Source organism: Cytobacillus sp., from assembly GCF_032154635.1.
Taxonomy (GTDB): Bacteria; Bacillota; Bacilli; order Bacillales; family Cytobacillaceae; genus Cytobacillus.
The window spans coordinates 92,570-118,578 of the sequence record NZ_JALDXW010000007.1; the positions used below are offsets into that span (position 1 = coordinate 92,570).

Genomic DNA, 26,009 nt, shown 5'->3' on the forward strand with positions numbered 1-26,009 from the left:
CCAATTAATTGAAGGCTGTTAAGTAGGGCTAATTAATCTAAGCTAACCCAAACGCTTTTCACTTCTGTGTAATTATTTAAAGCATACGATCCCATCTCGCGGCCGAATCCGGATTTTTTATACCCTCCAAAAGGAGCAGCTGCGTTGGTGATATTATAGCAATTAACCCATACAGTGCCTGCCTTTAATTTTCTTGAAATCGTATGGGCATTTTTTAAATTTTCCGTCCACAAACCTGCTGCCAATCCGTATGGGCTGCTGTTGGCACGCCGTACAACTTCATCGATACTCTTATAAGGCATCGCAGCTACAACTGGGCCGAAAATCTCTTCATTAGCTATGGTCATTTCATCTTGTACACCAGCAAATACGGTTGGCTTTACAAAATAGCCTTTGTCTGAGCTCTTCCCGCCGATTAAAAGATTCGCTCCTTCTTGTATCCCCTTTTCTATATAGGAGGTAACAATTTCTTGCTGCCTTTTAGAGACGAGAGGGCCCATTTCTGTTGACTCTTCCAATCCATTGCCTAGTTTTACTTTCCGGGCATAAACTACTAATCTATCCATTACCTGGTTATAAAGATGATCTGGTATAAACACCCTTGAGCCCGCACAGCATACTTGACCTTGATTTGCCATAATCCCGGAAAATACACCTGGTATCGCTTTATCTAGATCCGCATCAGGTAAGATAATATTCGGTGATTTGCCTCCAAGCTCCAACGTAACCCGTTTCATTGTGTTTGCTGCCTCTTTCATAATGGCCTGACCAACAGGTGTCGAACCAGTGAAAGCAATTTTATTTACTTTTGGATGTTTAACAAGCGCATTTCCGGCTATTTTTCCAAAGCCATTGAGAATATTAACAACCCCTTTAGGAAATCCCGCTTCCTCTATTAACTTAGCTAAATATAAAGCTGATAAAGGTGTTTGTTCAGCTGGCTTTAATATGATTGTACAGCCTGTTGCGAGAGCAGGCGCTATTTTCCATAGGGCCATCATAATTGGAAAATTCCAAGGAATAATCTGTCCAACTACACCGACTGGCTCATGGTGGGTATAATTTAAATGGGATGTTGAAATAGGAATCGTCTGGCCAGTCATTTTTGTCGTCCAGCCTGCAAAATATCTAAGCTGTTCGATGGCGTTTGGCAAATCGCCAGTCAGCATTTCTTTAATTGGCTTGCCATTGTCTAACGTATCGAGCTCGGCTAGCACCTGTATATCCCGTTCCATTAAATCAGCTAATTTATGCATCAGTTTCGATCTTTCTGAAGAGGAAATATTCGGCCATGGCCCCTCTTCAAAAGCTCTGGAAGCAGCTTCGACAGCTAGATGAACATCCTTTTCTGATGCGGCATATACAACTGCTAATGCTTCTCCCGTCGCAGGATTTATCGTTTGAAAAGTCTCCCCTTCAACAGATTCAACCCATTCTCCATCGATAAATAATTTTTTTGGTCCTTTTAAAAACTCAACCACTTTCGGGTGCAATTGAACTATGTTCTCTATCACTTGAAACGCCTCCATATTATCTGTCATTACCTCTTAAAGCTTTTTTGAAAAGGCGGCTAAAGAATCATCTACAATATTAATCATTCGCTCCAATTCATTGTCCGCAGTAATGAAAGGCGGTGCAATTGCGATAATATTCATCCCTGGTTCAAAATCAAACGGCCTGATCAATAAGCCCCTTTGATAAGCTTCATCTACAACACTGACTGACGCTTTAACAGATTCATCGAAAGGGATACTTTTATCAGGATCTTTCATTAAATCAAATCCAGCTAGTAATCCTTTTACTCTGGTTCCTGATACGAATTCATATTTATCTTCTAAATAACGCAGCCCGTTTTCTAATTGTTCCCCTAATATTTGGGTTCTTTCAATTAAGCCGTCACGTTCTAAAATTTCAATATTTTTTAAGCCTACTGCACATGCCGTTGGATGTCCACTGTAAGTGAATCCATGTGCAAGCATCCCATCAAATGACGCAAAGGCATCTCTAATTTTCTCTCTCATCACTACACCGCCGAGCTGGATGTATCCACTAGTGATCCCCTTTGCAATGGACATAAAGTCAGGAACCACATCCCAGTGATCCACTCCAAACATTTTGCCCGTGCGTCCAAAGCCACAAATAACCTCGTCAGCAATGAGATGGATATCAAACTCATCACATAGTTTTCTAACTGCTTGAAGATAGCCATCAGGGGGAATATGTACGCCGCCAGCCCCTTGAATGGGTTCCAATATAACAGCAGCAACCTTATCTTTGCCCAGCTTTTCAATGATGCTTCTAATACATCCCTCATACTCTGGATGATTCTTGTCACCAAGCTCACATTCTGTCAGATGCGCTTTAGCATTGACAATATCAGGGTCAGTTGATCCTGAAAATTCACGGTAAACCTCTATACCCGTAGCCCTTTGTGCTGCTACTGTTACACCATGATACCCTCTCTTTAGCGAAATAATCGTTCTTTTTTCTGGATATCCTTGTAATTGCCAATAAAACCTTGATAGTTTAAATGCCGTATCATTTGATTCCGACCCTCCAGAAGTGAAGAATACTGTATTTAAATCTCCCGGTGTTAATAAAGCAATTTTTTCGGCCAAACGAACGGTTGGCTCATTCGCATAGCCATAAAATGCTGAAGCATACGCAACATTTACCATCTGATCGTAAGCAGCTTCAGCCAACTCCTTGTTTCCATGTCCTAAGTTTACATTCCAAAGCATGGAAACCCCATCAATATATTTTTTTCCGCTCATATCATGGAGATAAATTCCTTCTCCACCTGTAAAAATAAGTTTCGGGCCAGTCTGTGCCTGTAATTTTGGATTTGTGGATGGGTGAAGGAGATGCTTTCGATCTAAATTGGAAAGTTCAACTGCCAATGATTCGTAATTTTCATTTCTAATCGCTTGTTTCATTTTCAATCAGCCCCCAGTAAAAATATTCTTATAAAAGTCCGTTTAAACAAAAATTGGAAGTTATTGGGTCGTTGCAAGTTTTAAAATGGTATACAGGAGAACATTTGCCCCCTTCTCAATATCATCCTCAAGAGTCAATTCTTTTTCATTATGGCTTATCCCGTTAATACTAGGTAAAAAAATCATCCCAGTATCAGCTATTTTACTTATATATTTTGCATCATGTCCGGGGCCGCTAAATAATCTTGCCTTTGAATACCCCAACAGGTCTGCCGCTTCACTAATAGCTTCCATGACATCGGAGGAAAATAGTACGGTATCAGAATGCCAGTCCGTTGAAATGGTAACCTCTACATTATTCATTACGGCAATGGTACTTAGCTGCTCTCTTAGTCTATCGATTGCACTGGCTCTTACTTCATCATCCTCATGCCGTACGTCAATCATAAACTCAACTTCACCTGGAATAACATTCGTAATATTCGGTTTGACATTAAGTTTTCCTACTGTTGTTTTTAAACCTTTCATTTCATTTGTTATTTCATAAACTTTCGTAACCATTTTAGCGGAAGGTGCCAGTGCATCTTTGCGGTTTTCCATCGGAGTGGGTCCAGCATGATTCGTTTCACCTACTACCTTTACATTCAGCCAGCTTATTCCTTGAATTCCTTCAACAATTCCAATTAACTTATTCTTATTTTCAAGGATGGGGCCTTGTTCCACATGGAGCTCGATAAAGTTTTTGATATTTCCCAATCTGTGCTTTTCTTCACCCATGTATTGGATTTTTAATAGTGCCTCTTGAAATGAAATGTCTTTATTATCCTTTGCGCTATAGATAAAGTCTTTTGTAAATTCACCTACAACACCGCCAGATCCCAGCATCGGCGGCTCAAAGCGGGCACCTTCTTCATTTGTAAAATTAACAATTTCAATCGGATAGTCGGTCTCAATATTATTCTCATTAAGGGTACGGATCACTTCTAAAGCAGTTAAAACACCTAATACTCCATCAAAGCGTCCGCCGCAAGGCTGTGTATCTAAATGTGATCCAACTGCTACGGCTGGACAATCCTTGCACTTTCCTTTTCTTCTTCCGTAAATATTTCCAAAGTCATCCACTCGAACTTCTAACTTCTCATCTTGCAGCCATTGAACAAATATGTTTCTCATCTCTTTATCTTCTTCTGTTAAAGCTAGCCGGTTTAACCCCCCATTTTCTAATGTTCCTATGGAAGAGCTTACATTAATCGTATCTAGTAAACGCTTTCTATTCACTCTAAGTTTGGTTGTCTCCATTCACTTACCTCCTCAATCAATTATTAATGCAATTTTTATGCCAAAATGAAATTCATTGAAAAACCCTAAAGGTATTTGACTATTAATCTGAAAATTTATAATATAGTAATTATTGTGAATCGGGTTCGATTCAATCCGAACCGAAAACGAAGCAATACGCAATCGATCATGCTTTGGGGGCGTTAGTATGAGCAAAAAGTTTTTTGAGGATAAACATTTTCACCAGATGTTTAATTATCTTAAAGATGGGATCTTTATTGCTGACCATAATGGCGTCGCTCTATGGATTAATGACACAAGCTCGAAACAAATGGGGGCGCCGCGCTCCAAGGTTATTGGCAGAAGTGTAACCAACCTTGAAAAAGATGGCCTTTTCACCCCATCCATTACAAATATTGTGTTAGAAAAAAAAGAAACAGTGACAAAAGTCCAAACATCTAAAGGGCGGCAATACTTGGCCACTGGCTACTTTGTTGAAATCAAAGAAGATAACACCAAGTATGTCCTTGTCAATGTGAAAGATATAACGGATACTGTCAGATCCTCCCTTCAGCTTGAAAAGGCTGAAATACTTCTCCAAAAATATTGGGATGAGCTCCAAGAAATGAAGCTCAAAGAAACGGAAAAGAAAAACAATCAAATGATTATTGGCAATAGCAAAAGACATGAGGAGATATTAGATTTAATCGGAAGAATCGCATCACTAGATGTAACGATCCTCCTTACAGGGGAGACTGGTGTCGGCAAAAGCATGATTGCTTCAAGGATCCATCGAAAGAGCAATCGATCTGATAAACCTTTTATTCAAATAAATTGTGGGGCAATTCCAGAAACCCTGCTAGAATCTGAACTATTCGGCTATAAAAGAGGGGCCTTTACTGGAGCAAATAGCAGCGGGAAAATTGGGTTAGTGGAAAAAGCAAATGGAGGCACTCTATTTCTTGACGAAATTGGAGAATTGCCATTGACCCTGCAGCCAAAGCTTCTTCAATTGGTTCAGGAAAAATCATTTTTCCCTATTGGTTCCACTGACCTAAAAAAGGTAGATGTACGAATTATTACGGCTACCCACCAAAACCTTCTAGAAATGGTCCAAGAAAAGCGATTTAGAGAGGATTTATACTATCGTTTAAACGTTGTTTCAATTCAGATACCTGCGCTAAGAGAAAGAAAGGATGATATTATTCCCCTTGTTTTTCATTACCTTGAACGATTCAAAGCAAAGTATCGAAAATCATCTGTCTTAGGAAAAGAGCTAATTGATTATCTGCAAAATTATAGCTGGCCAGGCAATATTCGAGAATTAGAGAACATGATCGAACGTTTAGTTGTCACCGCAAAATCAAACATCATTGATAAAAGCGATTTATCAGAAAAGGTATTGAGGGAAGTGCAAAAGGAAAGTGATTTTCCTCTGAACCTAAACGGCCAAAGCCTTCCTGATTATATCGAGGAAATAGAGAAGAAGTTAATTATTGAAGCAAAAAAAGAACATACATCTACTAGGAAAGCAGCTAAAGCGCTTGGAATAACCCAATCCTCATTTATAAGAAGACTGCAAAAGTATAATTTATTAACTTAAGTGAAGTGATTCGCAACCGGTTCAGTTATTAGAAAATTCCATTCATTCTGTAAATAAGTGATTTGATAGCCCAAAATTGGCATATAGAGAGTCTATATCTCTGCTTATTCTTGGCATGGAACTTGCATCAGAAACTTAGTAAATATAGTTTAGGCGGGAGTTTTTTAAAGCTCTGCCAACAATTACGATGATTACTGAGTTTAGGGGGATAAACATGGTATTAACAATCAAAGGTACACCAAAAAAAGATGGTTTTAGAATGCCTGGAGAATTTGAAAAACACAAGGGAACTTGGATGCTTTGGCCAGTTAGAACAGATACATGGAGAGCTGGTGCCAAGCCTGCACAAAGAGTATATGTTGAGGTTGCCAAGGCAATTGCACAATTTGAACCTGTTACTATGTGTGTACGACCTGAACAATTCGAAAATGCTCGTGCCCTTTTACCGGAACACATCCGCGTAATAGAAATTTCTTCTAATGATGCCTGGATGCGCGATATCGGTCCAACCTTTGTTAAAAATGATCTCGGTGAGGTTCGCGGGATTGACTGGGGATTTAATGCTTGGGGCGGAATTGATGAGGGATTATATTTCCCTTGGGATTTAGATCTCCAAGTAAAACGAAAAGTATTGGAAATCGAGCAAATTGACCGCTATGATGCAACCGACTTTATTTTGGAAGGCGGGGCTATTACCGTAGACGGTGAAGGTACATTAATCACGACTGAGCAATGTGTCTTAAATAAGAATCGAAATAAAAATTTAACGAAGGAGGAGGTAGAAGAAAAACTTATTGAATACCTAAATGTAGATAAAATCATCTGGCTAAAGGATGGACTGGTCGGAGATGAAACAGATGGGCATGTGGATGAGGTTTTATTTTTTGTTAAGCCTGGTGAAATTGCCTTGGGCTGGACTGATGACCCGACTCATCCACAGTTTTCAGTACTCCAGGATGCTTATGAGCGACTAAAGGATACAACTGATGCAAAAGGCAGAAAGTTAAAAATACACAAGATACAGATGCCTAAACAAATTACATTAAGTGAAGCAGAAAGCTTTGAAATTGATTACTCTAGACATAGTTACGAACGTTCATCAGATGTAACCTTTATTTCTACTTATATTAATTGTTATTTATGTAACGGAGGCGTTATTTTGCCCACATTTAATGACCCTCAGGATGAGCATGCTGTTGCAGCTTTTCAACAAATTTTCCCAGACCGCAAAATTGTTACTGTTAACACTCGTGAAGTCTCAGTCGGCGGGGGAAATATTCATTGTATCACGCAGCAGCAGCCCTTGCCTTAAGAAAAGCGAAAGTATATTAGGGCTAGATTCTTTTTAAACTCTTGAAAAACTTATACCTATCTTTTTAAAAATCATTGAGCTGAATTTTAAATCATTCAGCTCTTTTTTTATGAGATTCTCCAAAAAAACCGGTTACAAATAATAGTTGGCACAATCCTTGCATTGTACTTATACAGAAAGAAGAAAACAATTCCGTATTTTCGAAAAGTAGGTTTCATATGAAACAAAGTTTCTGTAAATTAAATTTTTTTATGAGGAGAGAATCATAATGATCACTAATGAACGTACTTATCAAGAATTAGTGGAGCTGGACAAAAAACACTTTCTGCATCCGACATCCCCTATTCAGCAACAGCAAGAATGTGGTCCAGCCTTTATTTTCTCAAAAGGAACTGGTGTATACCTCGAAGATGTTCATGGGAAAAAGGTGATTGACGGAATGTCCTCTCTTTGGAATGTAAATATTGGACATGGAAGAAAAGAGCTCGGGCTTGCAGCCATGGAACAAATGAATAAGTTAGCCTTTAGCTCATGTTTCGCGACATTCAGCAATGAACCTGCCATTCGATTAGCTGCAAAAATAGCCGAAGTCGCTCCCGGGGATTTACATGCAACCTTTTTTACATCTGGAGGATCAGAAGCCAATGATACAGCTTATAAGTTAGCAAGGCATTATTGGATATTAAAAAGGCAGCCAGAGAAAAAGAAAATAATCTCTCGAATAAAGTCCTATCATGGGGTTGCAATGGGAGCAACTAGTGCTACAGGGCTAAAGCCCTTCCGAGATTTTACTAATTCCTTAGCACCAGATTTTTATCATACGGATAATTTCTCGGCACAAGCGCTAGAGGACGTAATTATTTCTGAAGGACCTGATACAATTGCTGCCTTTATTGCAGAGCCTGTACAAGGAGCGGGTGGGGTTCATATTGCTCCTGAGGATTACTTTAAAAAAGTTAGAACTATTTGTGATACGTACAATATTCTATTTATCACGGATGAAGTCATTACCGGTTTTGGCCGAACAGGAAAATACTTTGGAATTGACCATTACGGGGTTGCACCCGATCTAATGTGTTTTGCAAAAGGAGTGACTAGCGGGTATGCACAGCTTGGCGGAGTTGTCATTTCTAAAAAGATATATGAAGATTTTAAACGCTTATCAACTGGGACACTCTTACATGGCTATACTTATAGCGGTCATCCAATGGCGTGTGCGGTAGCCTTAAAGAATATTGAAATAATCGAAAATGAAAACCTAATCGAAAACGCAAAAAATATGGGAGAGGAATTGCTTAAAGGTTTTAGATGGATCGAAGGAGAGAGAGAGATTGTTGGAAATGTTAGGGCGTTAGGGCTGATGGGTGCTATTGAACTGAATAGCCAGCAGCTACCATCGGGACCTGTTGCCCCTCTGGTTGTAAATGAAGCAGCCAAGCAGGGACTCATTTGCCGATCTGTCGTTTTCGATGGGATGGATATCCTTGTATTTGCTCCACCTCTTTCAATTAATAAGCAGGAGATTGATCGTTTAGTAGAAATTATTGACCGTGCAATTTTTACAGTAGAGAAAATGTAATAAATAGCTATTTCAATATAAACTTTTCTTATTAAGAAATTTGGCTGGTTCAATCATTTGGAGGTTATATACTAATGAAAAAACATCATTTGTTTATCAATGGAAAGTGGGTAGAAGCGAAACATTATATTCCCTTACTCTCTCCATACAGCAGAGAACTGATCGCTGAAATCCCAAGTGCGACTGTTGAAGAAGTCCATTCAGCTATCGATGCAGCATACAAAGCAAGAACAATTATGACTGAAATGCCAAGCCACCAGCGGGCCACAATCCTTGAAAATCTCGCTCACCTATTTGAAACACACTTTGATCAAGCTGCTGAGATTCTTGCTCTAGAAGCGGCCAAACCACTAAAAACCGCTAAAGGAGAAGTGGCAAGAACCATTCAAACTTATAAATTTGCTGCTGAGGAAGCGAAAAGAATCAGCGGGGAAACGATTCCACTAGATGCAGCTCCTGGCGGTGAAGGGAGATTTGCTTACACTGTTAAAGAACCACTTGGAGTTATTGGAGCTATTACTCCTTTTAACTTTCCAATGAATCTCGTTGCCCATAAAGTTGGCCCTGCCATAGCTGCTGGAAATACAGTTGTATTAAAGCCCGCAAGCCAGACGCCTCTTTCCGCCTATTTTCTTGCTGAGCTTTTACAGAAAGCCGGGTTGCCGTCAGGTGCTTTTAATGTGGTAACCGGAAGCGGTGCAGTCGTTGGCGAAAAGCTAATTTCAGATGATCGAGTAAAGAAAATAACGTTTACAGGCAGCCCTGAAGTAGGAATTGGCATTCGAAATAAGGCTGGGCTAAAACATGTGACCCTTGAGTTAGGATCCAATGCGGCGCTCATTATAGATAAAAATATCGATATCGACAAAGTCATTCAGCGCTGTGTTGAAGGTGCCTTTAGTTTTCAAGGCCAGGTTTGTATTTCCCTTCAAAGAATTTATGTCCATAAGGATAGCTATGCCACCTTCATTGAAAAATTTGTTAAAGCAACACAACAATTGAAAGCGGGTGATCCATTAAATCCTGACACAGATGTTTCTGCTTTAATTCATCCTAAAGAAGTGGAAAGAACGCTTGACTGGATTTCAGAGGCAAAACAAAATGGGGCAACCGTAGCGGCGGGCGGAATCAATGAAGGCAATATTCTCCTCCCTACCGTTTTATTAGGGGTGGATCCTGCATCAAAGGTATCATGCCAAGAGGTTTTTGCTCCAATCGTTTTAATAAACAAAGTCGACTCTGTTGAGGAGGCGATTAAATTTGTTAATGATTCCCGTTATGGGCTGCAGGCTGGCATTTACACAGAGAATATCCACACAGCTATGCAGGCAGCAAAGACTTTCCATGTTGGCGGAGTCCTAATTAATGATATACCAACCTTCCGTGTGGATCACATGCCATATGGCGGCGTAAAAGAAAGCGGTGTAGGTCGCGAAGGGATTAAATATGCAATCCAAGAAATGACAGAGCTAAAGCTAGTAATCTTTAATAATAATTAATGAAATGGAGGTTTTTCAAATGATTATTGGCGTACCAAAGGAAATTAAAAATAATGAAAATCGTGTAGCACTAACTCCAGCTGGTGCTATGAGCCTTATTAAGGCTGGACATACAGTAGTTATCGAGAGCAAAGCGGGGCTAGGGAGTGGATTTGGGGACGAGTCCTATCAAGAGGTTGGAGCTGCTATTGAAGCTGACGCTGCGAAAGTTTGGGCAGATGCAGAAATGATTATGAAGGTCAAGGAACCCATTTCAAGTGAATACAAATATTTCCGTAAAGGTCTTATCTTATTCACTTATCTTCATTTAGCTGCGGAACCTGAACTGACAAAAGCACTGGTGGAAAAAGAAGTAACAGCTATTGCATATGAAACGGTTCAAGTAGGAAACACGCTTCCGCTCCTTACTCCTATGAGTGAAGTAGCTGGAAGAATGTCCGCCCAAATTGGTGCACAGCTTCTGGAGAAAACAAAGGGCGGGAAAGGTATTCTTCTTGCAGGTGTCCCAGGCGTTAAGAGAGGAAGGGTAACGGTCATCGGCGGCGGAGTTGTAGGAACAAATGCTGCAAAAATTGCCATGGGTCTAGGAGCAGATGTAACAATTATCGATTTAAGTCCAGAGCGGTTGCGTCAAATCGATGATATCTTTGGCAACCAGATCCAAACACTTATGTCTAATCCTTTCAATATTGCTGAAGCAGTGGCCGATTCTGACTTAGTAATTGGAGCTGTACTCATCCCAGGCTCAAAGGCACCAAGACTTGTGACAGAAGAAATGATCAAATCAATGGAAACAGGTTCCGTAGTTATTGATGTCGCTGTTGACCAAGGCGGGATAATTGAGACTGCTGACAGAGTTACTACTCATGATAACCCAACATATACTAAGCATGGCGTTATCCATTATGCAGTAGCAAACATGCCGGGAGCCGTCCCGCACACATCAACGATTGCCCTTACAAATGCGACAGTACCATACGCGTTACAAATTGCCAACAAAGGTGTAAAGAAAGCATTGACTGAGAATCCAGCGCTCGCCGCAGGACTAAACACAATCAATGGTGAGGTCACATACGAAGCGGTTGCAAAAGATCTCGGTTACGAATATGTGCAGCCACTGGAAATATTAGCGAAGGAAAAGGTTGCAAGTAGTGGGAGTCTATAGATCTACTTAATGTTATGCATTTTAACAAAAGGGGCCCTTTGAGGGTCCCTTTTGCCAGTATCATTATCAACAAGGCATATAATAGGAGGCTTATATTTTTATTATTTAACCTTTCCGTTTACAGTTATTCAAAGAGCAAAAGCTGCCAAAAATTTGGTGACTCGATAATAATTCAAATAAATTATTCTTTTTCTTTAAAGATTTTAACAACATTCACTACAAGCACCTTAGCAATAGAATAGGCTGGGATAACAAAGATAATCCCGATAATCCCCATAAAGTTACCTGCTGTTAAAATCAATACTATGATTGTTAACGGATGGATTTTTAGCGTTTTCCCCATAATATTAGGAGAAATAATATTGCCTTCAATTTGTTGAGCAACTAACATGACAATTGCTACGTAAAGAGCCATTACAGGGTCTTGAAATAATGCTACAAGGAATGCAGGAATCACTGCAATATAGGGCCCTAAGAACGGAATCACGTTTGTAAACATTCCGAACATCGCTAAAACTAGCGAATAGTTTAGACCAATAATTAAGTAGCCGATGTACAAGAGGATTCCAACAATTACACTTACAAGCATTTGACCTTGTATATAAGTTGCAATGGTCTTGTCCATTTCTTTTAATATGTTTTTTACATGTTCCCTTTTAGATTGCGGAAATAAAACTGCCACACTCGGTGCAAAACGATGACTGTCTTTTAGCATATAAAATAAAACAAAAGGAACAAGCACAAGATAAATAATTGTATTAATTAACCCGCCAATTAATCCAAAAACACTAAGGATTCCATTTGCGATATTCCCTACATTGGATTCTAGTCTTGATTCTAACTCAGCGCTCGCTGTCAGCAATGCCTCTTGAACAAAATCTGGGAAAGTAGACCGATTTTCTTGAACATATTTAACCCAATCCATTACAGTAGAAACCATGGCCGGCAAATTAGCTACAAATCGATCTAATTGGTCATTGATAACCGGCCCAACCAATCTTATAATGCCAAAAACAAACAAGATGATGACAGCATAGGCAATTAAAATAGCAATCCATCTTGGCACTTTCTTCTTTTCTAGCCACACAACTAATGGCCTGCATAAATAAAATAAAATACCTGCTACGACAAACGGGAGAAAGATTGTTTTAAGCAAAACTACAATGGGTGTTAATATAAACTGATTCTTATTTAATAAAAACACAATGATTAAAAATAGGATAATGGCAACCATACTTTTAAACCATCTTTTTTCTAGCATCGACATATACCATTCTCACTTCCTAATACTGCTAAAATTTCCCTCTCTAAAATATTACAATTAATTAGCTGAAATTCCAATCAAAAAAGCCATTTCCCGTGCATACAGAAAATTGGCTTTTTAATTCTTATTTTCCTATTTCTTCAGCTAATAATATATTGATATACTTTCCCTGATCTTCATTCTTTTCCAGTAAGGTTTCTTTTATCCTCCAATTGCCTGACAATATTTGTTCAATCCATGATAATTGTTCATTATTCACCTTTACTTTTTCAATTCCTTTTTCTGACTGATTGTATTCATTTTCTGTAATAGTAAACCTTAGCTTTAGAAGATTTTTCAACCCGTTCATTGTAACAAATTTTATTTTATAGCCGTCTTGGATGATTGATTTGAATGCTCCAAAATCTTTATCGGCTAGGGTAACTAATCCTTGAAAGTCTAATTCCGGGTATAGATTTTGCCATTCTTCAATCTCTTTTTTATATGTACGATCCAATAATTCTGTATTTGAAACACGGTCACCGCGAAGTGTTTCAATCAAAAAGGCCTCCATTAAATTTATTCGATGAACATGAATTTGTCCCACAAAATCATTCCTTCCCTTTGTATCTGCAGTACTAGATTATAATAAATACCTCAATTATCCTGCCAGCAACTCATACTAAATGACAGGCAACAAAATGATTAGGCTCTGTCTCTTTCAATTCTGGAGCTATTTCTTTGCATTTTTCGATGGCCCACGGACATCTCGTATGAAACTTGCAGCCAGATGGGGGGGTAGCAGGGTTTGGTATATCGCCTTTTAATAAAATTCTCTGCCTTTTTATCGTTGGGTCTGGGATCGGTACGGCTGATAACAACGCTTGGGTATAGGGATGAAGAGGGTTATCAAATACTTGATTACGAGATCCCATCTCCATTATTGAACCTAAGTAAAGCACTCCAACCTTCGATGCAATATGCTCCACTACACTTAAATCATGAGAAATAAATAAATAAGTTAAATGTTTCTTTTCCTGCAAGTCGATAAATAAGTTAATAATCTGTGCTTGGATTGAAACATCCAATGCTGATACCGGTTCATCTGCAACGATAAAATCAGGTTCCATGATGATTGCACGCGCAATGCCAATTCGCTGCCGCTGACCACCGCTAAACTCATGAGGAAATCGATCAATATGATAGGGAGCAAGTCCGCAAACATCCATTATTTCTAATACTTTTTGACGTATTTCACTTTTCGAAGCAATGCCATGGTCAAGCAAGGCCTCCCCGATTGCGTCCCCTATGCGTATTCGAGGGTTTAGTGAACTAAATGGATCCTGGAAAACGAATTGAAAGTTTTTTCGATTTTCACGCAGTTCGGATTTTGATTGCTGATATATGTTTTTCCCCTTATAAATGACGGCTCCATCAGTAATATCCGTTAATCGTAAGACACTACGGCCAATGGTACTCTTGCCGCTTCCAGATTCTCCTACAAGACCAAAGGTTTCTCCTTTAGCTATCGTAAAGCTTACATCGTCAACCGCTTTGACAACAGAATGATCGTTTTTAAATAGGGAGAAGGAGGAATCCTTGTAATACTTCTTTAAATTTTTTACATCTAAAAGGGGTTCACCTGTTAGACTCATGATAACGCACCCTCACTTTTGTCGTATAACCAACAAGATACTTGGTGATCATGATTCACTTTACTATTTTCAGGGAGCTTTCTCCTGCAAATATCCATTCTATGTTCACATCGCTCAAAAAAATAGCAGGACGGTTCTAAACCTATTAAATTAGGAATCTGGCCTGGAATGGAATAAAGCCTTTTGTTTCGCTGATTAATAATTGGCTTGGATTTTAGGAGCCCCTTTGTATAGGGATGTTTTGGATCTTTAAAAATCTCGAATACGGTACCTTCTTCAATCACTTTCCCTGCATACATAACAACGACATAATCAGCCACCTCTGCTACAACACCTAGATCATGTGTAATTAATATCATCGACATATTTCGTTCTTCTTTTATATTTTTCAGCAGGTCAAGAATTTGTGCCTGTATCGTTACGTCTAACGCTGTTGTAGGTTCATCGGCAATGATTAGCTTAGGATTACAGCTTAAAGCGATGGCAATCATAATTCTTTGCTGCATGCCACCACTTAATTGATGCGGATAAGATTTAAAAACCTCTTCACTTCTTCCAATGCCAACTAATTTTATCAACTCAACGGCCTGCTTTTTTGCCTGATTCTTCGTTAATAATTTATGTTCAATCAGCGGCTCCATAATTTGTTCGCCAACGGTTAAGACAGGATTCAAGGATGTCATCGGTTCTTGGAAAATCATCGAAATTTCATTGCCCTGAATTTTTCGCATATCTTTTTTTGACGCACGAATTAAGTCCTTTCCTTCAAACCATACTTCACCATCTACGATTTTTCCGGGAGGGCTGGAGATCAGCCCCATAATCGACATGGCTGTAACACTTTTTCCACAACCCGATTCACCAACGATACATAAGGTTTTTCCTTTACGTAATGAAAAACTTACATGATTTACTGCTTCAACAACGCCATTTTCCGTAAAAAAGTGAGTACTTAAATTCTTTACATTTAAAATTGCATGATCTTCCACATCTGTCACCTGCTTTTCATTTTTGGATCAATCGCATCCCTTAGCCCATCACCAAGCAAATTAATACTTATCACTGTTACAAATATAGCCAGGCCCGGCGGAATCCATAGCCATGGACGGTTTTGGAAATCGACTAAGGAATTTGCTGAATTAATCATATTTCCCCAAGAGGCGGTAGGCGGGACAACCCCTAATCCGAAATAACTTAATACAGATTCGCTCAAAATTGCCCCACCGACATTTAATGTTCCAGCAACAATAACTAAAGGGAAAGTGTTTGGCAGCAGGTGAATAAATAATTTACGCGAATCCCTCAGCCCTAATGCCTCTGTTGCCTGCATAAATTCCCTCTCACGCAAGCTTAGAATTTGGCTTCTTACGAGACGTGCAAGCCCCGGCCAGCCGATAAAACTTAACAGGATCATAACGATATATAGTCGATATTCGGCAGGAACCTTCCACTCTGACATTACTGCGGTCATAATAAATAACAAAGGAAGGTTAGGAATTGTCATCAAAACATCTGCCATCCGCATGACTATTTGATCAACTATTCCTCGATAAAAGCCTGCAAGAACACCAAGCACTGTCCCAATCGTCACCGATAGAATCATTGACCCTAAACCAACAGTTAATGATATTCTTCCTGCCTCCATTAACCTCGTAAATACATCTCTGCCTAATTTATCTGTTCCAAGCCAATGTTCAGAGCTAGGAGGCTGGTTGATGTATGCTGCATCTACTCGCGAGTTAGCATATTTGGAAAAAAGCGGACCAAATATACAAATTAATAGGATTAAGACTAGAAACCAAAATCCCAGCATAGCCATTTTATTTTTCATTAAACGGTGCAGTACTTGGGTCCATAACGAAGATTTCTTATAACCAACTACCTTCTTTACACCACCTCTAATTAGCTCCATCGACATGTACTACCTCCTATTTCAAACGTACACGCGGGTCCGCAATGCCATAAAAAATATCCGCGATTAGATTGCTGATTACCGTCAGCAGGGCGATAAACATAGTGAAGCCCATTAGTAATGGGTAATCTCTAACAGTAAAAGCCTGCATATATATAGCACCGATTCCTGGATAATTAAAAATCTGTTCTGTAATAATAGCACCACCAAATAATGCAGGTAACTCAAAGGCAAATAACGTGATGGCTGGAAGCATTGCATTACGGAATGCATGTTTATAAATAACTGCTTTTTCTTTCAGACCCTTTGCTCGTGCAGTTCTAACAAAGTCTTGTTTAACAACCTCAAGCATGTTCGTTCGAAAATAGCGGGTTAATCCCCCAACACTTAACATCGTTAATACAAGCACAGGAAGAAGCATATGCTCTCCTATATCAAAGATATACTCCCATCCAGTATAATTACTTCCGGTCGTAATCATTCCACCAGCTGGAAGCCAGCCTAAATCAACAGCAAAAATTTTTATTAAGATTAATCCTAGAAAGAAGGAAGGGGTCGCCATTGCTGCAAAAACAAGAACTGTAATGATAGAGTCAAAAAGTGAATACTGACGTGTCGCTGAAATAACTCCGATTATGATGGCCACAAGCCAGGTAATAATTAAAGATGCAAGTGCAACAAAAAAGGAACTCCATATGTAATTCCCTAAGACTTCCGTAACTGGCCGCTGAAACTGCATAGAATAGCCCAAATCCCCTTGGAACAAATTCCCTAGCCAAGTGATATAACGTGTTACAAGCGGCTGATCCAGTCCATAAAGTTCCTTTAGCTCCGCTTTCCTTTCCGCAGTTAAGTTGGGATCTGTATCAACAAAATCTCCCGGAACAAGTGAGTAAAGCAAGAAGATAAGAACGGAAGCCCCAATTAGTGTTGGAATTAAGTAAAGAATCCTCTTGATAAAATACCCATTCAATTTTTGAGCCTCCTTACATTGGAGAAAGGGAACATTTCTACAATTTTTTGCTCCCTTTCTTTAAAATAAGATTACTTAACTCTATCAAGAGCCCTGATCATCGCTTTACATCAACGATTTTTAAATGGGGCAAACTTGGAGAAATTCCGCGGAATCCATTAGGATTGAATCCTTCCACACGTGCATTCGTACCAGCTAGCACCTTGCTGTAGCCAAATAAAATAAGCGGCGGATCTTTTTCAAGTTCTAAATATAGTTCATGGAAAGCCTTTTTTCGTTCCTCGATATCATTGGTCGCAATGGTAGCTTCAATTAATTCATCTACTTTTTCATTTTTATAACCGCTTACGATCGATGATGTGTCTTTTGAATGAAATGACTGTACCCCATTGTAAGGATCTGTTTGCATCGGTGTTGAAAAGGAAGCTAAATCATGGTCACCCTTTTCAACCCGTGCTAATAAAGCGTTAAAATCCATTAGCTCTACTTGAAAATCGACGCCAATTTCACGGTAATTCTCTTGAGCAATCGGGATAAGTGTGTCAGCAACTCCACCTGAAGTAGCGTAATAATAGATAGTTAGTTTTTCCCCATCCTTCTCACGAATGCCATCTTTCCCTTCAACCCATCCTGCCGCTTCAAGCAGTTTCTTTGCCTTTTCCGGATCATATGGGAATCCTGCAATTTTGTCTGTATATGCCCAAGAAATAGGAGCTACTGGCACATTCGCAGCTTGTGCAAGCCCTTGATAATGAACATTTAATATGGTCTCGCGATCCAAACCATAATTAAGTGCTTGGCGCACCTCTGGCTGTGCAAATATCGGATTATTATGATTAAAGGCAATGTAGCTATAGGCTGTTGATGTATAAAGATCGATGTTTGCAAATCCTAGCGATTTTAATAATTCAAGACTATCCGCATTCGCAGTTAGGGTCGTATAATCCACTTCTCCTGTTTGAAAAAATTGCTGTGAATCACCTTTTGTCGTTTTATAAATAAATGTTGAAATTTCAGGCTTTCCACCGTAATAGTGCTCATTTGCTTCATAGCGGATTTCTTGACCTGGCAAATATTTAACATAACGGAATGGACCTGCTCCAATTGGGGCTAAATGCAAATCACGTATATAATCTAAATTCCCCTTTTTGTACCCATTGCCGTAATAATCTTTCTTCAGCACTTGACTCCCTAATAATCTTAGAGAACGAGCATTCACCTTTTCTGTAGTGATTTGGATTGTTTTTTCATCAATTATTTTTATCCCGGATATGTCTGTAGCATCTCCTTCTTTATAATCAAGCCCTCCAACTATTGCTGCTTCTGTAATATCTGTCCCACCGGCATAACTTGGATCATGGAGAAGCGTTAAGGTAAATGCAACATCCTCTGCTGTTAAAGGAGACCCGTCATCAAACTTTAAATGATCCCTTAAATGAAAGGTGAAGGTTAATTCATCATCAGAAATCTCCCACGATTCTGCTAGTCCTGGTATGGGCTCACCCTTTTCATTCACATCCACTAATGGAGGGAACATAACGGATTGCACATTTCCATCATATCCACTCGAATTGAAATATGGTGTGAAAATACCTCCTGGTTCCTGAAGCGTTACGACCACTGTATCTCCTCTGTTAGTGGATGCTTGAGGAGCCAGCTCTGGATTTTCAGCAGAAAGTTTCTGATCTTTAATAGCTTGAATTGTATTCTCTGAATTTCCCGCCTCACTTGCCGATTCATTTTCATTCCTTTCTTCGTCAGAACCGCTAGCCTTGTCAGTTTCATTACATGCTGCCAGAAGAAAAAGGCTAAATATAGAAAACATAAATAAAGAAGCATACTTTTTAATCATTGGTAACCTCCATGAAATAAATTTTTATCTTTGAGTCACAAAAGCTTCTTATACTCTATGTATCTCTAAATTTTTCCATAAAAAAACCTCCTTACTGTTGTGAAAGAGGGAAGTTTAAATGTCTTTTATTATTCCACTCTTATCTCTCAAGAATATTCTTGCTGGAATTAGCACCATTCTGACCATGTCAGTGGTTGCTGAAGCTTCATTGGGCCAGATCCCTCAGCTTCTCTTGATAAGAAAATAAAAAATTATTAAATTATACTGAATACTTTATTATAACTAATCCGATATGTCAAGTAGGTTTTATACATAATTATCCATAAGGCAAATCACTAAAAATAGACTATTCATAAATAGAAAGCGATGGAAATTATGCTCCATCGCCTCAAACTTCTCATCATAAATCGACATTCACTTATTTTGCAAAGGGGTCTTTATGATCATAGCTATTATTATGAATGACATCAGAAATAAGATACTGGTAAACCTCATCAACCATTTCTATTCCATTCTGGTTACTTTCTATTTCACTAATTGTATTGATTTGCCCTGGATAGAATACTTGATCAAAGCCCGGGGCAGGTTTTATATTTGTTAAATCAGACATCGTTGTAGCAATATTTTCTTTAAACTTCGGTAAGCTCGTAAAAAATGCTGGATTGATCACGATATGAAGCTGACCCAAATTTCGGTCCTCTGTCAAGTCGTGATACATGGATGTCACCCTATTTCCAAATGGCAAGCCTAGAAGAACCCCTGATAAAATATCAACCATCATCATTAACCCGTATCCCTTTGGTCCGGCTATCGGCAATAAAGCATTTACTTTAAATGGGTTTGTCGTTGGCTCGCCATTTTTATCAACGGCCCAGCCTTCTTCAATCGGAGCATTTTTCGAACGGGCATGCAGTACTTTTCCCCATGCCTGCACCGTTGTAGCCATATCAAAAATAATATTCTCTCCATTATTTCCTGGTGCTGCAAAAGCAATCGGATTTGTACCATAGTACGGCTCTGCACCCCCATATGGAACAACCATCGGATCTGATTGACAGACAGAAAGTCCGATTAGATTTTCTTTAGCGGCCATTTCAACATAATAAGATAGGGAACCGCTATGACCAATTCTTCTAACCCCAACTACAGCAATGCCAGTTTCTTTCGCCATTTGAATGGCTTCCTCCATTGCCTGCTTCGCAGCCACATGCCCAGCCCCATTGTCACCATCGAAAACAGCAGAGCATGGTCCTGTTTTCTCGAAGGTAAAGTTTGGTTTTGTGTTTGTCCCACCCTTTGAAATTCTTTCGGCATAGTATTCAACACGCATCGCTCCATGGGAGTGAACACCTCTTGCATCCGCATGGACTAGTACATCTGCTACTACTGCTGCATGTTTTTCAGTTAATCCAGCACGGTGAAGCTTTGTTGTGATTAAATTTTCCAATTCCTGCTTCGTTACTTTCATTATTTTAATTAACCCCTTTTTTAAATGACTTCTATAAAAATTTTAGGGTTTAAAACGATTATCGTCATTATAACAATTAAACAAAACGACTGTTCTGTTTTGTTCACTTTAAACAAGATGGCATTTCTTTTTATCCTAAATGAATTTACAATGAGATTAGATTGAATTTGATAGATGGAGTGAGATCCTATGAAACTGCTAGAGGATTTATTTATTGTTGATGTTTTTCAAGAGGCAGAGGTCCTCGCCGGATCTACTGGGTTAAAACGAAGAGTTGATACGATCGAAATATCAGAAACACCTGACGTCTTTCACTTTATGGCGGAGAATTCTTTGTTATTAACGACTGGCTATGCCTTTCAGGAAGATCCTCGTAAACTCAGCAAGCTTATTGCCGAACTCAATGACCGGCCATGTGCTGGGATGGCCATTAAACTAAAACGCTTTATTGATGATATTCCAGACGAAGTGATCAAGCTCGCTAATGCCTTAGAATTCCCCATCATTCGAATTCCAGAGTCTTTAACTTTAGGAACCGTCGCCCATCAGCTTTTGGGATTTCTCTGGGACAACAAGATTGAAGAATTATTCTATGCTATTCACGTGCATAAGAAATTCACGAATATGATGATGAAGGGCTATAAATTACAAACACTCATCGAAAACCTCGGAACCTTGTTAAAGTGCCCTGTTCTGCTGCTTAATCCTATTGGCGACATTGTTTCTTTTTCCCATCACTTCGAACAAAATAAGATGAAAAATGTGAAGGAAGAGATCAGTTCAATTTTTAAAAGCGATATAGACCAATACAGAGAAAAAAATAAGCTTCTCATTCAAAGCTCTCATGCAACGCAATTAAAAATACCAATCCATATTTTCCCTGTCAAAACAACTCGTCTATATCCATTCCTGCTCCTGATCTTCGACTATGACAGGCTCCCGTATCCTTCCTCACAATTAGCCATCGAACAGGCATCGACGGTTATATCTTTTACTTTATTAAAAAATGAAGCAATTAAAGAAAATAATCGAATGTTAGAGAATAATTTTTTCGGTTCGTTAGTTGATGGAAATATTACAGTGAAACAGGAAATTATTCATCGAGGGAAGCAGCACGGCTTACTTGAACATCAAAGGTATATTTGCATTGTATGTACAATTGATAAAGAAAAAAGTGCAGATATGATGAGTAGAATCTACGATTATTTGAACGAATACTTAAAAATATCCTTCTGTCGAACAGAAGCTATTCCGATTGTCTTTTTAAAAGATGCCTATTTCGTTATATTGCTGCAATTCCCGCTAAACACGATTAAGCCTGTTAAAAGCTTGATTGCAGATAAACTTGAAAAGTTTCAGCAGGAAGTAATGGAAAACGTTAAAGTTTCACTATCCTTTGGTGCAGGAAGTCTCGTAAAAGAAGTAACCAATATAGCCATTACCTATAGCGAGGCTGTAGAAGCGTGGGAGAACGGTTTTGATCTATTTCAATATCACTTTATTAACTTTTATGAAACAAAGCAATTAAAGGAATTAATGCACCTACTGCCTGAACAAAATATTAAAAAGTTTTATGAAAATACATTGCGCTCGCTTTCCTATCCGAAATCAAAGGACGAGGAAGATTTACTTCATACATTAATTGTTTATCTCGATCATCATTGTGAGATTTCAAAAACAGCAAAGAAACTGTTTGTCCATCGAAACACAGTCAAATACCGCATTGCAAAATGTGAGGAAATTCTAGGCTACTCTGTCCGTGATTCGGAAAACTCCCTTCATCTTCGCATGGCTTTAATGATGAGATCAATGCAGTCAAAATCGGAAGTGAACTAAAAAACACATTACAGATTTTGTCTTTCTTGAAATATGTTTTCAGAGAAATAGTATGATAGTTGAACAATTATATGAATTTCGTCTTTTTTTCTATATAATAAGGAATATCATTCATAATCATTTTTCTATAATATGTCTTTGTAAAGGTGAGTAAGAAATGAGCAAAAAACTTGATGACCTTACTAAATCCAAACGCCCGTTATTTACCATAGTTTATGATAAATTGTATAAGCTTATTATGGATGGATCCTTTCCACCTGACAGCAGACTACCATCGGAACCTGAGTTAGCAAAAACATATGGAGTAAGTAGAATGACTTTAAGGCAAGCTTTGTCGCTATTGCAAGAAGATGGCTTAGTGAAAAACATCCACGGAAAAGGAAATTTCATTACAAAATTTCATGACAGAAAAAAAAAAGTTGGATTAGACAAGATTGGTAACCCGATATATAAATGTTTCACAAAAAAAATAGACGATGTAGAACTTCATTTCAAAATAGAACTCGTTAACGATTATGCAAGGCAGGTACTTAATAGGGATATGGCAGCGATTGTTACTTTTGATCGATTGTATAAAAGCAATCATAAAGTAGTTGCCTATGCATTTTCAATCATGGCAATGGAGACAATCAATGAATTAAACTTGAATTTACAAAATGAGAAACAAGTATTAGAGATGCTTGAACAAAATGTATATAAACTAGCAAATTCATCAACGATCGAAATCAAACGTTCAAATTTCACAAAAACACCTTTACTTACATACCATTTTGCTAAGGGAGAAGAATGTGAATTAATACTGGAGAGCGTATACATTAGTGATAAATATCCTGTTATATATAATAAATTTTATATCCCTGTTAAGGATAGTCAAATTACTGTAAACGCCCAAAAGTAATAAATGGCATATAGTAAAGCTTGCTAAATTATATCTTAAAAAAGATTGAAAACAGTGCTATTTCATAGGAAATGCACTGTTTTTTATTTCTCCCCAAAATATTGTATTCCATTTTTGTATATGCTATCCTTATCATTGCTTATTATCAGACAAGTTATTATACAACTATACAAATTTATATACAAATGTATAAGACAATCGCTTGACTGTCTTCTTTTTTTCCATCTATTGTGTAATGAAAAAATCTAATTGATAAATACTATGTAGAAGTAAAAAAAGAAAAATCTTCTATAAAAATTTGCGGAGGAATATATGAAATACATTGTTGCTTTACTAGGAATACTGGTGGTTTTAGGACTTGCTTATTTGGCAAGTAACAATCGAAAACATATTAAAATTAAACCAATTATTCTTATGATTATTATTCAAGTGTTATTAGCTGTCTTATTTCTAAATACGAAATTTGGATTTGCACTAATTAATTTGTTTGCAGATGTTTTTAATCATTTATTGGCTTACGCAGGGAGTGGCGTGTCATTTGTATTTGGAGGGATGGCGAATAATGGCGAACAGCCTTTCTTTTTAACCGTTTTACTTCCAATTGTTTTTATATCTGTATTAATTGGGATTCTACAGTATGTAAAAATCCTTCCGATTATCATGAAGGCAATTGGATTCTTATTAAGTAGGGTAAATGGGATGGGAAAACTAGAGTCTTACAATGCAGTTGCTTCAGCAATTGTTGGACAATCAGAAGTATTTATTACCGTAAAAAAGCAACTAGGCCAGCTGCCTGCCAATCGATTGTATACACTATGTGCATCAGCAATGTCAACTGTTTCAATGTCCATTGTAGGTGCTTATATGACAATGATTGAACCCAGATATGTTGTTACTGCCTTAGCATTGAACTTGTTTGGCGGATTTATTATTGCATCAGTAATTAATCCATATACTGTGAAAGCAGATGAAGATTTACTTATCATTCAAGAAGAAAAACAGAGCTTTTTTGAAATGCTAGGAGAGTACATTATTGATGGATTTAAAGTTGCTGTAATTGTTGGTGCAATGTTAATCGGATTTGTTGCTTTAATGGCTGGAATAAATAGTTTGTTTGATATGATTTTCGGTATATCCTTCCAGGGAATATTAGGGTATATATTTGCGCCTATTGCTTTTATCATGGGCGTTCCATTTTCAGAAACTGTTAAAGCTGGAGAAATAATGGCGACAAAACTTGTTACAAATGAATTCGTAGCAATGATGGATTTAACCAAAATATCTGGAAGTTTTAGCTCGAGAACATTAGGCATTATCTCTGTGTTTCTTGTTTCATTTGCAAATTTCTCCTCCATTGGAATTATTGCAGGAGCTGTAAAAAGCCTAAACGAACAAAAGGGAAATACTGTTGCTCGTTTTGGGCTGAAACTATTGTATGGAGCAACATTAGTTAGTATTTTATCCGCTGTAATAGTAGGTATCGTTTTATAGCTTAACTAATAACCCCTCTCAGAAATGCTTTTGGCAAGCTGCTTACTTTCATAAAGAGGGGTTTTGGGCTTTAATTTAGGAGTTTCTTCACTCTTTCTAAATCATTTTCACAACTGGCATGTTTATCTTTTACTGAGAAGTGATAGTGAGTAATTGTGACTTCACCTTCTTCCTCTAAACTGCCTAATGCGGAAGCAAAAATCTGCTCTTGCTCGATTTCACTTGTCTTGTTTCCTTTTTTATCTGCATAGACGTATGTTGACTTAAAGGAACCTGAGGACTCCTTTCCTTCCCAGCCAAAATCTTCTGGAGAAGAAGTGAGAAAAATACCGTTCTCATCAAAGGTATGGACGATTCTGCCATTCGTTACTTTTAATGGCGGAGCATCTTTTACGTTATATACCACATGAGCACATCCCTGATATCCTTCAGGTAATACAAATTCTTCATCGTATGCTGTTTTCTTCACGACAAACATATAGTAAGCTCCCCCTGCCACTATGGCTAAAATCACTCCAATTACAATTTTTTTCATCATACCCCCGCTTTTAACCTTTATTTTGATTGTATTATACCATTTTCACTTTGAAAAAAATGTAAATTTTCACCTCAAAAAAAGTGGGCTTTATAATTTGGCTTTTCTAACTACCGTTTCAGGTTATGTGAGTATCTTGGTTTGGCTTTCTTTAACCACGGGCCATTTAATGAAATAAAGCAGGAGAATTCAAAAAGTCACCGAAATAGACAAATAGACTAGATACAATTAAAAGGGAGTGTGACTGATATGTCCCATGCTAAAGAGGTTTTAGCTGACCAGTTGTTAGCAAATGCGAACGACCCTAGCTTTTATGTTCCGTTTTCGGAATCAGTAGCAAACTTGTCAGAGGAAGAAGCGTTTTGGAAACCAAACGATGAAAGTAACAGTATCGCTGAAATTGTGCAACATCTACTTTACTGGAATGAAACTTGGCAAAAAAGGTACGAAAAATCTCATGTGAATGCTGTTGCCCCAATAGGTGATAATAATGAAAGCTTTATTGTTTCGGAAAATAAAAGATTTGCAGACTTAAAAGAGGACCTCCTAGAGGTTCTGCTTCACTGGCAAGATCTACTTACTGAAGAAAAAGTAGAAAGTGACGTGGATGGTTTCCCAGTGACTGCAAAGTGGTGGGCGCTGTTGGGAAATTTGTCCACACATAACGCTTACCATATTGGACAAATTGTTTACATCCGAAAACAACTGCAAAAAGGCTGGAAAACTAGTATTAAATGAGCTAGTGAGATAACTTCTATTTCTTGTTCACAAAGC

At 38.2% G+C, this 26,009-nt stretch carries 21 protein-coding genes and 1 riboswitch; of the genes, 9 read left to right on the forward strand and 12 right to left on the reverse strand.

The window, feature by feature from the left end:
- Window positions 1-32 precede the first annotated feature (32 nt).
- Genes RUH74_RS07350 through RUH74_RS07360 form a run of 3 tightly spaced genes read right to left on the reverse strand, consistent with a single transcriptional unit; the run spans window position 33 to window position 4,235 of the window.
- Window positions 33-1,514 carry an aldehyde dehydrogenase family protein gene (locus RUH74_RS07350; protein ID WP_313799632.1) on the reverse strand — a complete coding sequence of 494 codons (1,482 nt, stop codon included), beginning with the start codon at window positions 1,512-1,514 and terminating at the stop codon, window positions 33-35.
- 33 nt (window positions 1,515-1,547) lie between these two features.
- A complete protein-coding gene (locus RUH74_RS07355) occupies window positions 1,548-2,936 on the reverse strand; it encodes an aminotransferase family protein (protein ID WP_313799633.1) in 1,389 nt (462 codons plus the stop codon).
- A gap of 60 nt (window positions 2,937-2,996) precedes the next feature.
- Window positions 2,997-4,235: a M20 family metallo-hydrolase gene (locus RUH74_RS07360; protein ID WP_313799634.1), complete on the reverse strand. Its 1,239-nt coding sequence runs from the start codon at window positions 4,233-4,235 to the stop codon at window positions 2,997-2,999.
- A gap of 187 nt (window positions 4,236-4,422) precedes the next feature.
- On the opposite strand from RUH74_RS07360, the gene RUH74_RS07365 reads away from it, so the two are divergent.
- The 5 genes from RUH74_RS07365 (at window position 4,423) to ald (ending at window position 11,372) form a co-directional block, all read left to right on the forward strand.
- Window positions 4,423-5,817: a sigma-54 interaction domain-containing protein gene (locus RUH74_RS07365; protein ID WP_313799635.1), complete on the forward strand. Its 1,395-nt coding sequence runs from the start codon at window positions 4,423-4,425 to the stop codon at window positions 5,815-5,817.
- A gap of 214 nt (window positions 5,818-6,031) precedes the next feature.
- Window positions 6,032-7,129, forward strand: a complete 1,098-nt coding sequence (gene aguA, locus RUH74_RS07370; protein WP_313799636.1) for an agmatine deiminase — start codon at window positions 6,032-6,034, stop codon at window positions 7,127-7,129.
- Between the two features lie 268 nt (window positions 7,130-7,397).
- Window positions 7,398-8,708, forward strand: coding sequence for an aminotransferase family protein (locus RUH74_RS07375; RefSeq protein WP_313799637.1), 1,311 nt, complete (start codon window positions 7,398-7,400; stop codon window positions 8,706-8,708).
- A 74-nt stretch (window positions 8,709-8,782) separates the two neighbouring features.
- On the forward strand, window positions 8,783-10,207 hold the full coding sequence (locus RUH74_RS07380) for an aldehyde dehydrogenase family protein (protein WP_313799638.1): 1,425 nt from the start codon (window positions 8,783-8,785) through the stop codon (window positions 10,205-10,207).
- A 19-nt stretch (window positions 10,208-10,226) separates the two neighbouring features.
- The gene (gene ald, locus RUH74_RS07385) at window positions 10,227-11,372 is read left to right on the forward strand and encodes an alanine dehydrogenase (protein ID WP_313799639.1); all 1,146 of its coding nucleotides are present in this window, start codon (window positions 10,227-10,229) and stop codon (window positions 11,370-11,372) included.
- A gap of 181 nt (window positions 11,373-11,553) precedes the next feature.
- Here ald and RUH74_RS07390 read toward each other — a convergent pair whose 3' ends face one another.
- From RUH74_RS07390 to allD, 8 genes are all read right to left on the reverse strand, one after another.
- Window positions 11,554-12,639, reverse strand: a complete 1,086-nt coding sequence (locus RUH74_RS07390) for an AI-2E family transporter (RefSeq protein WP_313799640.1) — start codon at window positions 12,637-12,639, stop codon at window positions 11,554-11,556.
- Window positions 12,640-12,760: 121 nt separating this feature from the next.
- A complete protein-coding gene (locus tag RUH74_RS07395; RefSeq protein WP_313799641.1) occupies window positions 12,761-13,222 on the reverse strand; it encodes a hypothetical protein in 462 nt (153 codons plus the stop codon).
- 70 nt (window positions 13,223-13,292) lie between these two features.
- Entirely contained in the window at window positions 13,293-14,270 is a 978-nt protein-coding gene (locus RUH74_RS07400) for an ABC transporter ATP-binding protein (RefSeq protein ID WP_313799642.1), read from the reverse strand.
- A complete protein-coding gene (locus RUH74_RS07405) occupies window positions 14,267-15,259 on the reverse strand; it encodes an ABC transporter ATP-binding protein (protein WP_313799643.1) in 993 nt (330 codons plus the stop codon). Before RUH74_RS07405 ends, RUH74_RS07400 begins: the two co-directional genes overlap by 4 nt.
- A gap of 5 nt (window positions 15,260-15,264) precedes the next feature.
- Entirely contained in the window at window positions 15,265-16,188 is a 924-nt protein-coding gene (gene opp4C, locus RUH74_RS07410) for an oligopeptide ABC transporter permease (protein WP_313799644.1), read from the reverse strand.
- Window positions 16,189-16,198: 10 nt separating this feature from the next.
- Window positions 16,199-17,155 carry an ABC transporter permease gene (locus RUH74_RS07415; RefSeq protein WP_313799645.1) on the reverse strand — a complete coding sequence of 319 codons (957 nt, stop codon included), beginning with the start codon at window positions 17,153-17,155 and terminating at the stop codon, window positions 16,199-16,201.
- Between the two features lie 97 nt (window positions 17,156-17,252).
- Window positions 17,253-19,007 carry an ABC transporter substrate-binding protein gene (locus RUH74_RS07420; protein ID WP_313799646.1) on the reverse strand — a complete coding sequence of 585 codons (1,755 nt, stop codon included), beginning with the start codon at window positions 19,005-19,007 and terminating at the stop codon, window positions 17,253-17,255.
- Window positions 19,008-19,143: 136 nt separating this feature from the next.
- Window positions 19,144-19,249: riboswitch (SAM riboswitch) on the reverse strand.
- Window positions 19,250-19,425: 176 nt separating this feature from the next.
- Window positions 19,426-20,475, reverse strand: a complete 1,050-nt coding sequence (gene allD, locus RUH74_RS07425) for an ureidoglycolate dehydrogenase (protein WP_313799647.1) — start codon at window positions 20,473-20,475, stop codon at window positions 19,426-19,428.
- A gap of 189 nt (window positions 20,476-20,664) precedes the next feature.
- On the opposite strand from allD, the gene RUH74_RS07430 reads away from it, so the two are divergent.
- From RUH74_RS07430 to RUH74_RS07440, 3 genes are all read left to right on the forward strand, one after another.
- Complete coding sequence (locus RUH74_RS07430; protein WP_313799648.1) at window positions 20,665-22,311, forward strand: PucR family transcriptional regulator; 1,647 nt, start codon at window positions 20,665-20,667, stop codon at window positions 22,309-22,311.
- A 157-nt stretch (window positions 22,312-22,468) separates the two neighbouring features.
- Window positions 22,469-23,209, forward strand: coding sequence for a GntR family transcriptional regulator (locus tag RUH74_RS07435; RefSeq protein WP_313799649.1), 741 nt, complete (start codon window positions 22,469-22,471; stop codon window positions 23,207-23,209).
- Between the two features lie 312 nt (window positions 23,210-23,521).
- The gene (locus RUH74_RS07440; protein WP_313799650.1) at window positions 23,522-24,700 is read left to right on the forward strand and encodes a NupC/NupG family nucleoside CNT transporter; all 1,179 of its coding nucleotides are present in this window, start codon (window positions 23,522-23,524) and stop codon (window positions 24,698-24,700) included.
- Window positions 24,701-24,770: 70 nt separating this feature from the next.
- Here RUH74_RS07440 and RUH74_RS07445 read toward each other — a convergent pair whose 3' ends face one another.
- Window positions 24,771-25,238: a DUF6843 domain-containing protein gene (locus RUH74_RS07445; RefSeq protein ID WP_313799651.1), complete on the reverse strand. Its 468-nt coding sequence runs from the start codon at window positions 25,236-25,238 to the stop codon at window positions 24,771-24,773.
- Window positions 25,239-25,484: 246 nt separating this feature from the next.
- Between RUH74_RS07445 and RUH74_RS07450 the strand changes: the two genes are divergently transcribed.
- Window positions 25,485-25,973 (forward strand): DinB family protein, encoded by a 489-nt coding sequence (locus RUH74_RS07450; RefSeq protein WP_313799652.1) that lies wholly within the window; start codon window positions 25,485-25,487, stop codon window positions 25,971-25,973.
- Window positions 25,974-26,009: the final 36 nt, after the last annotated feature.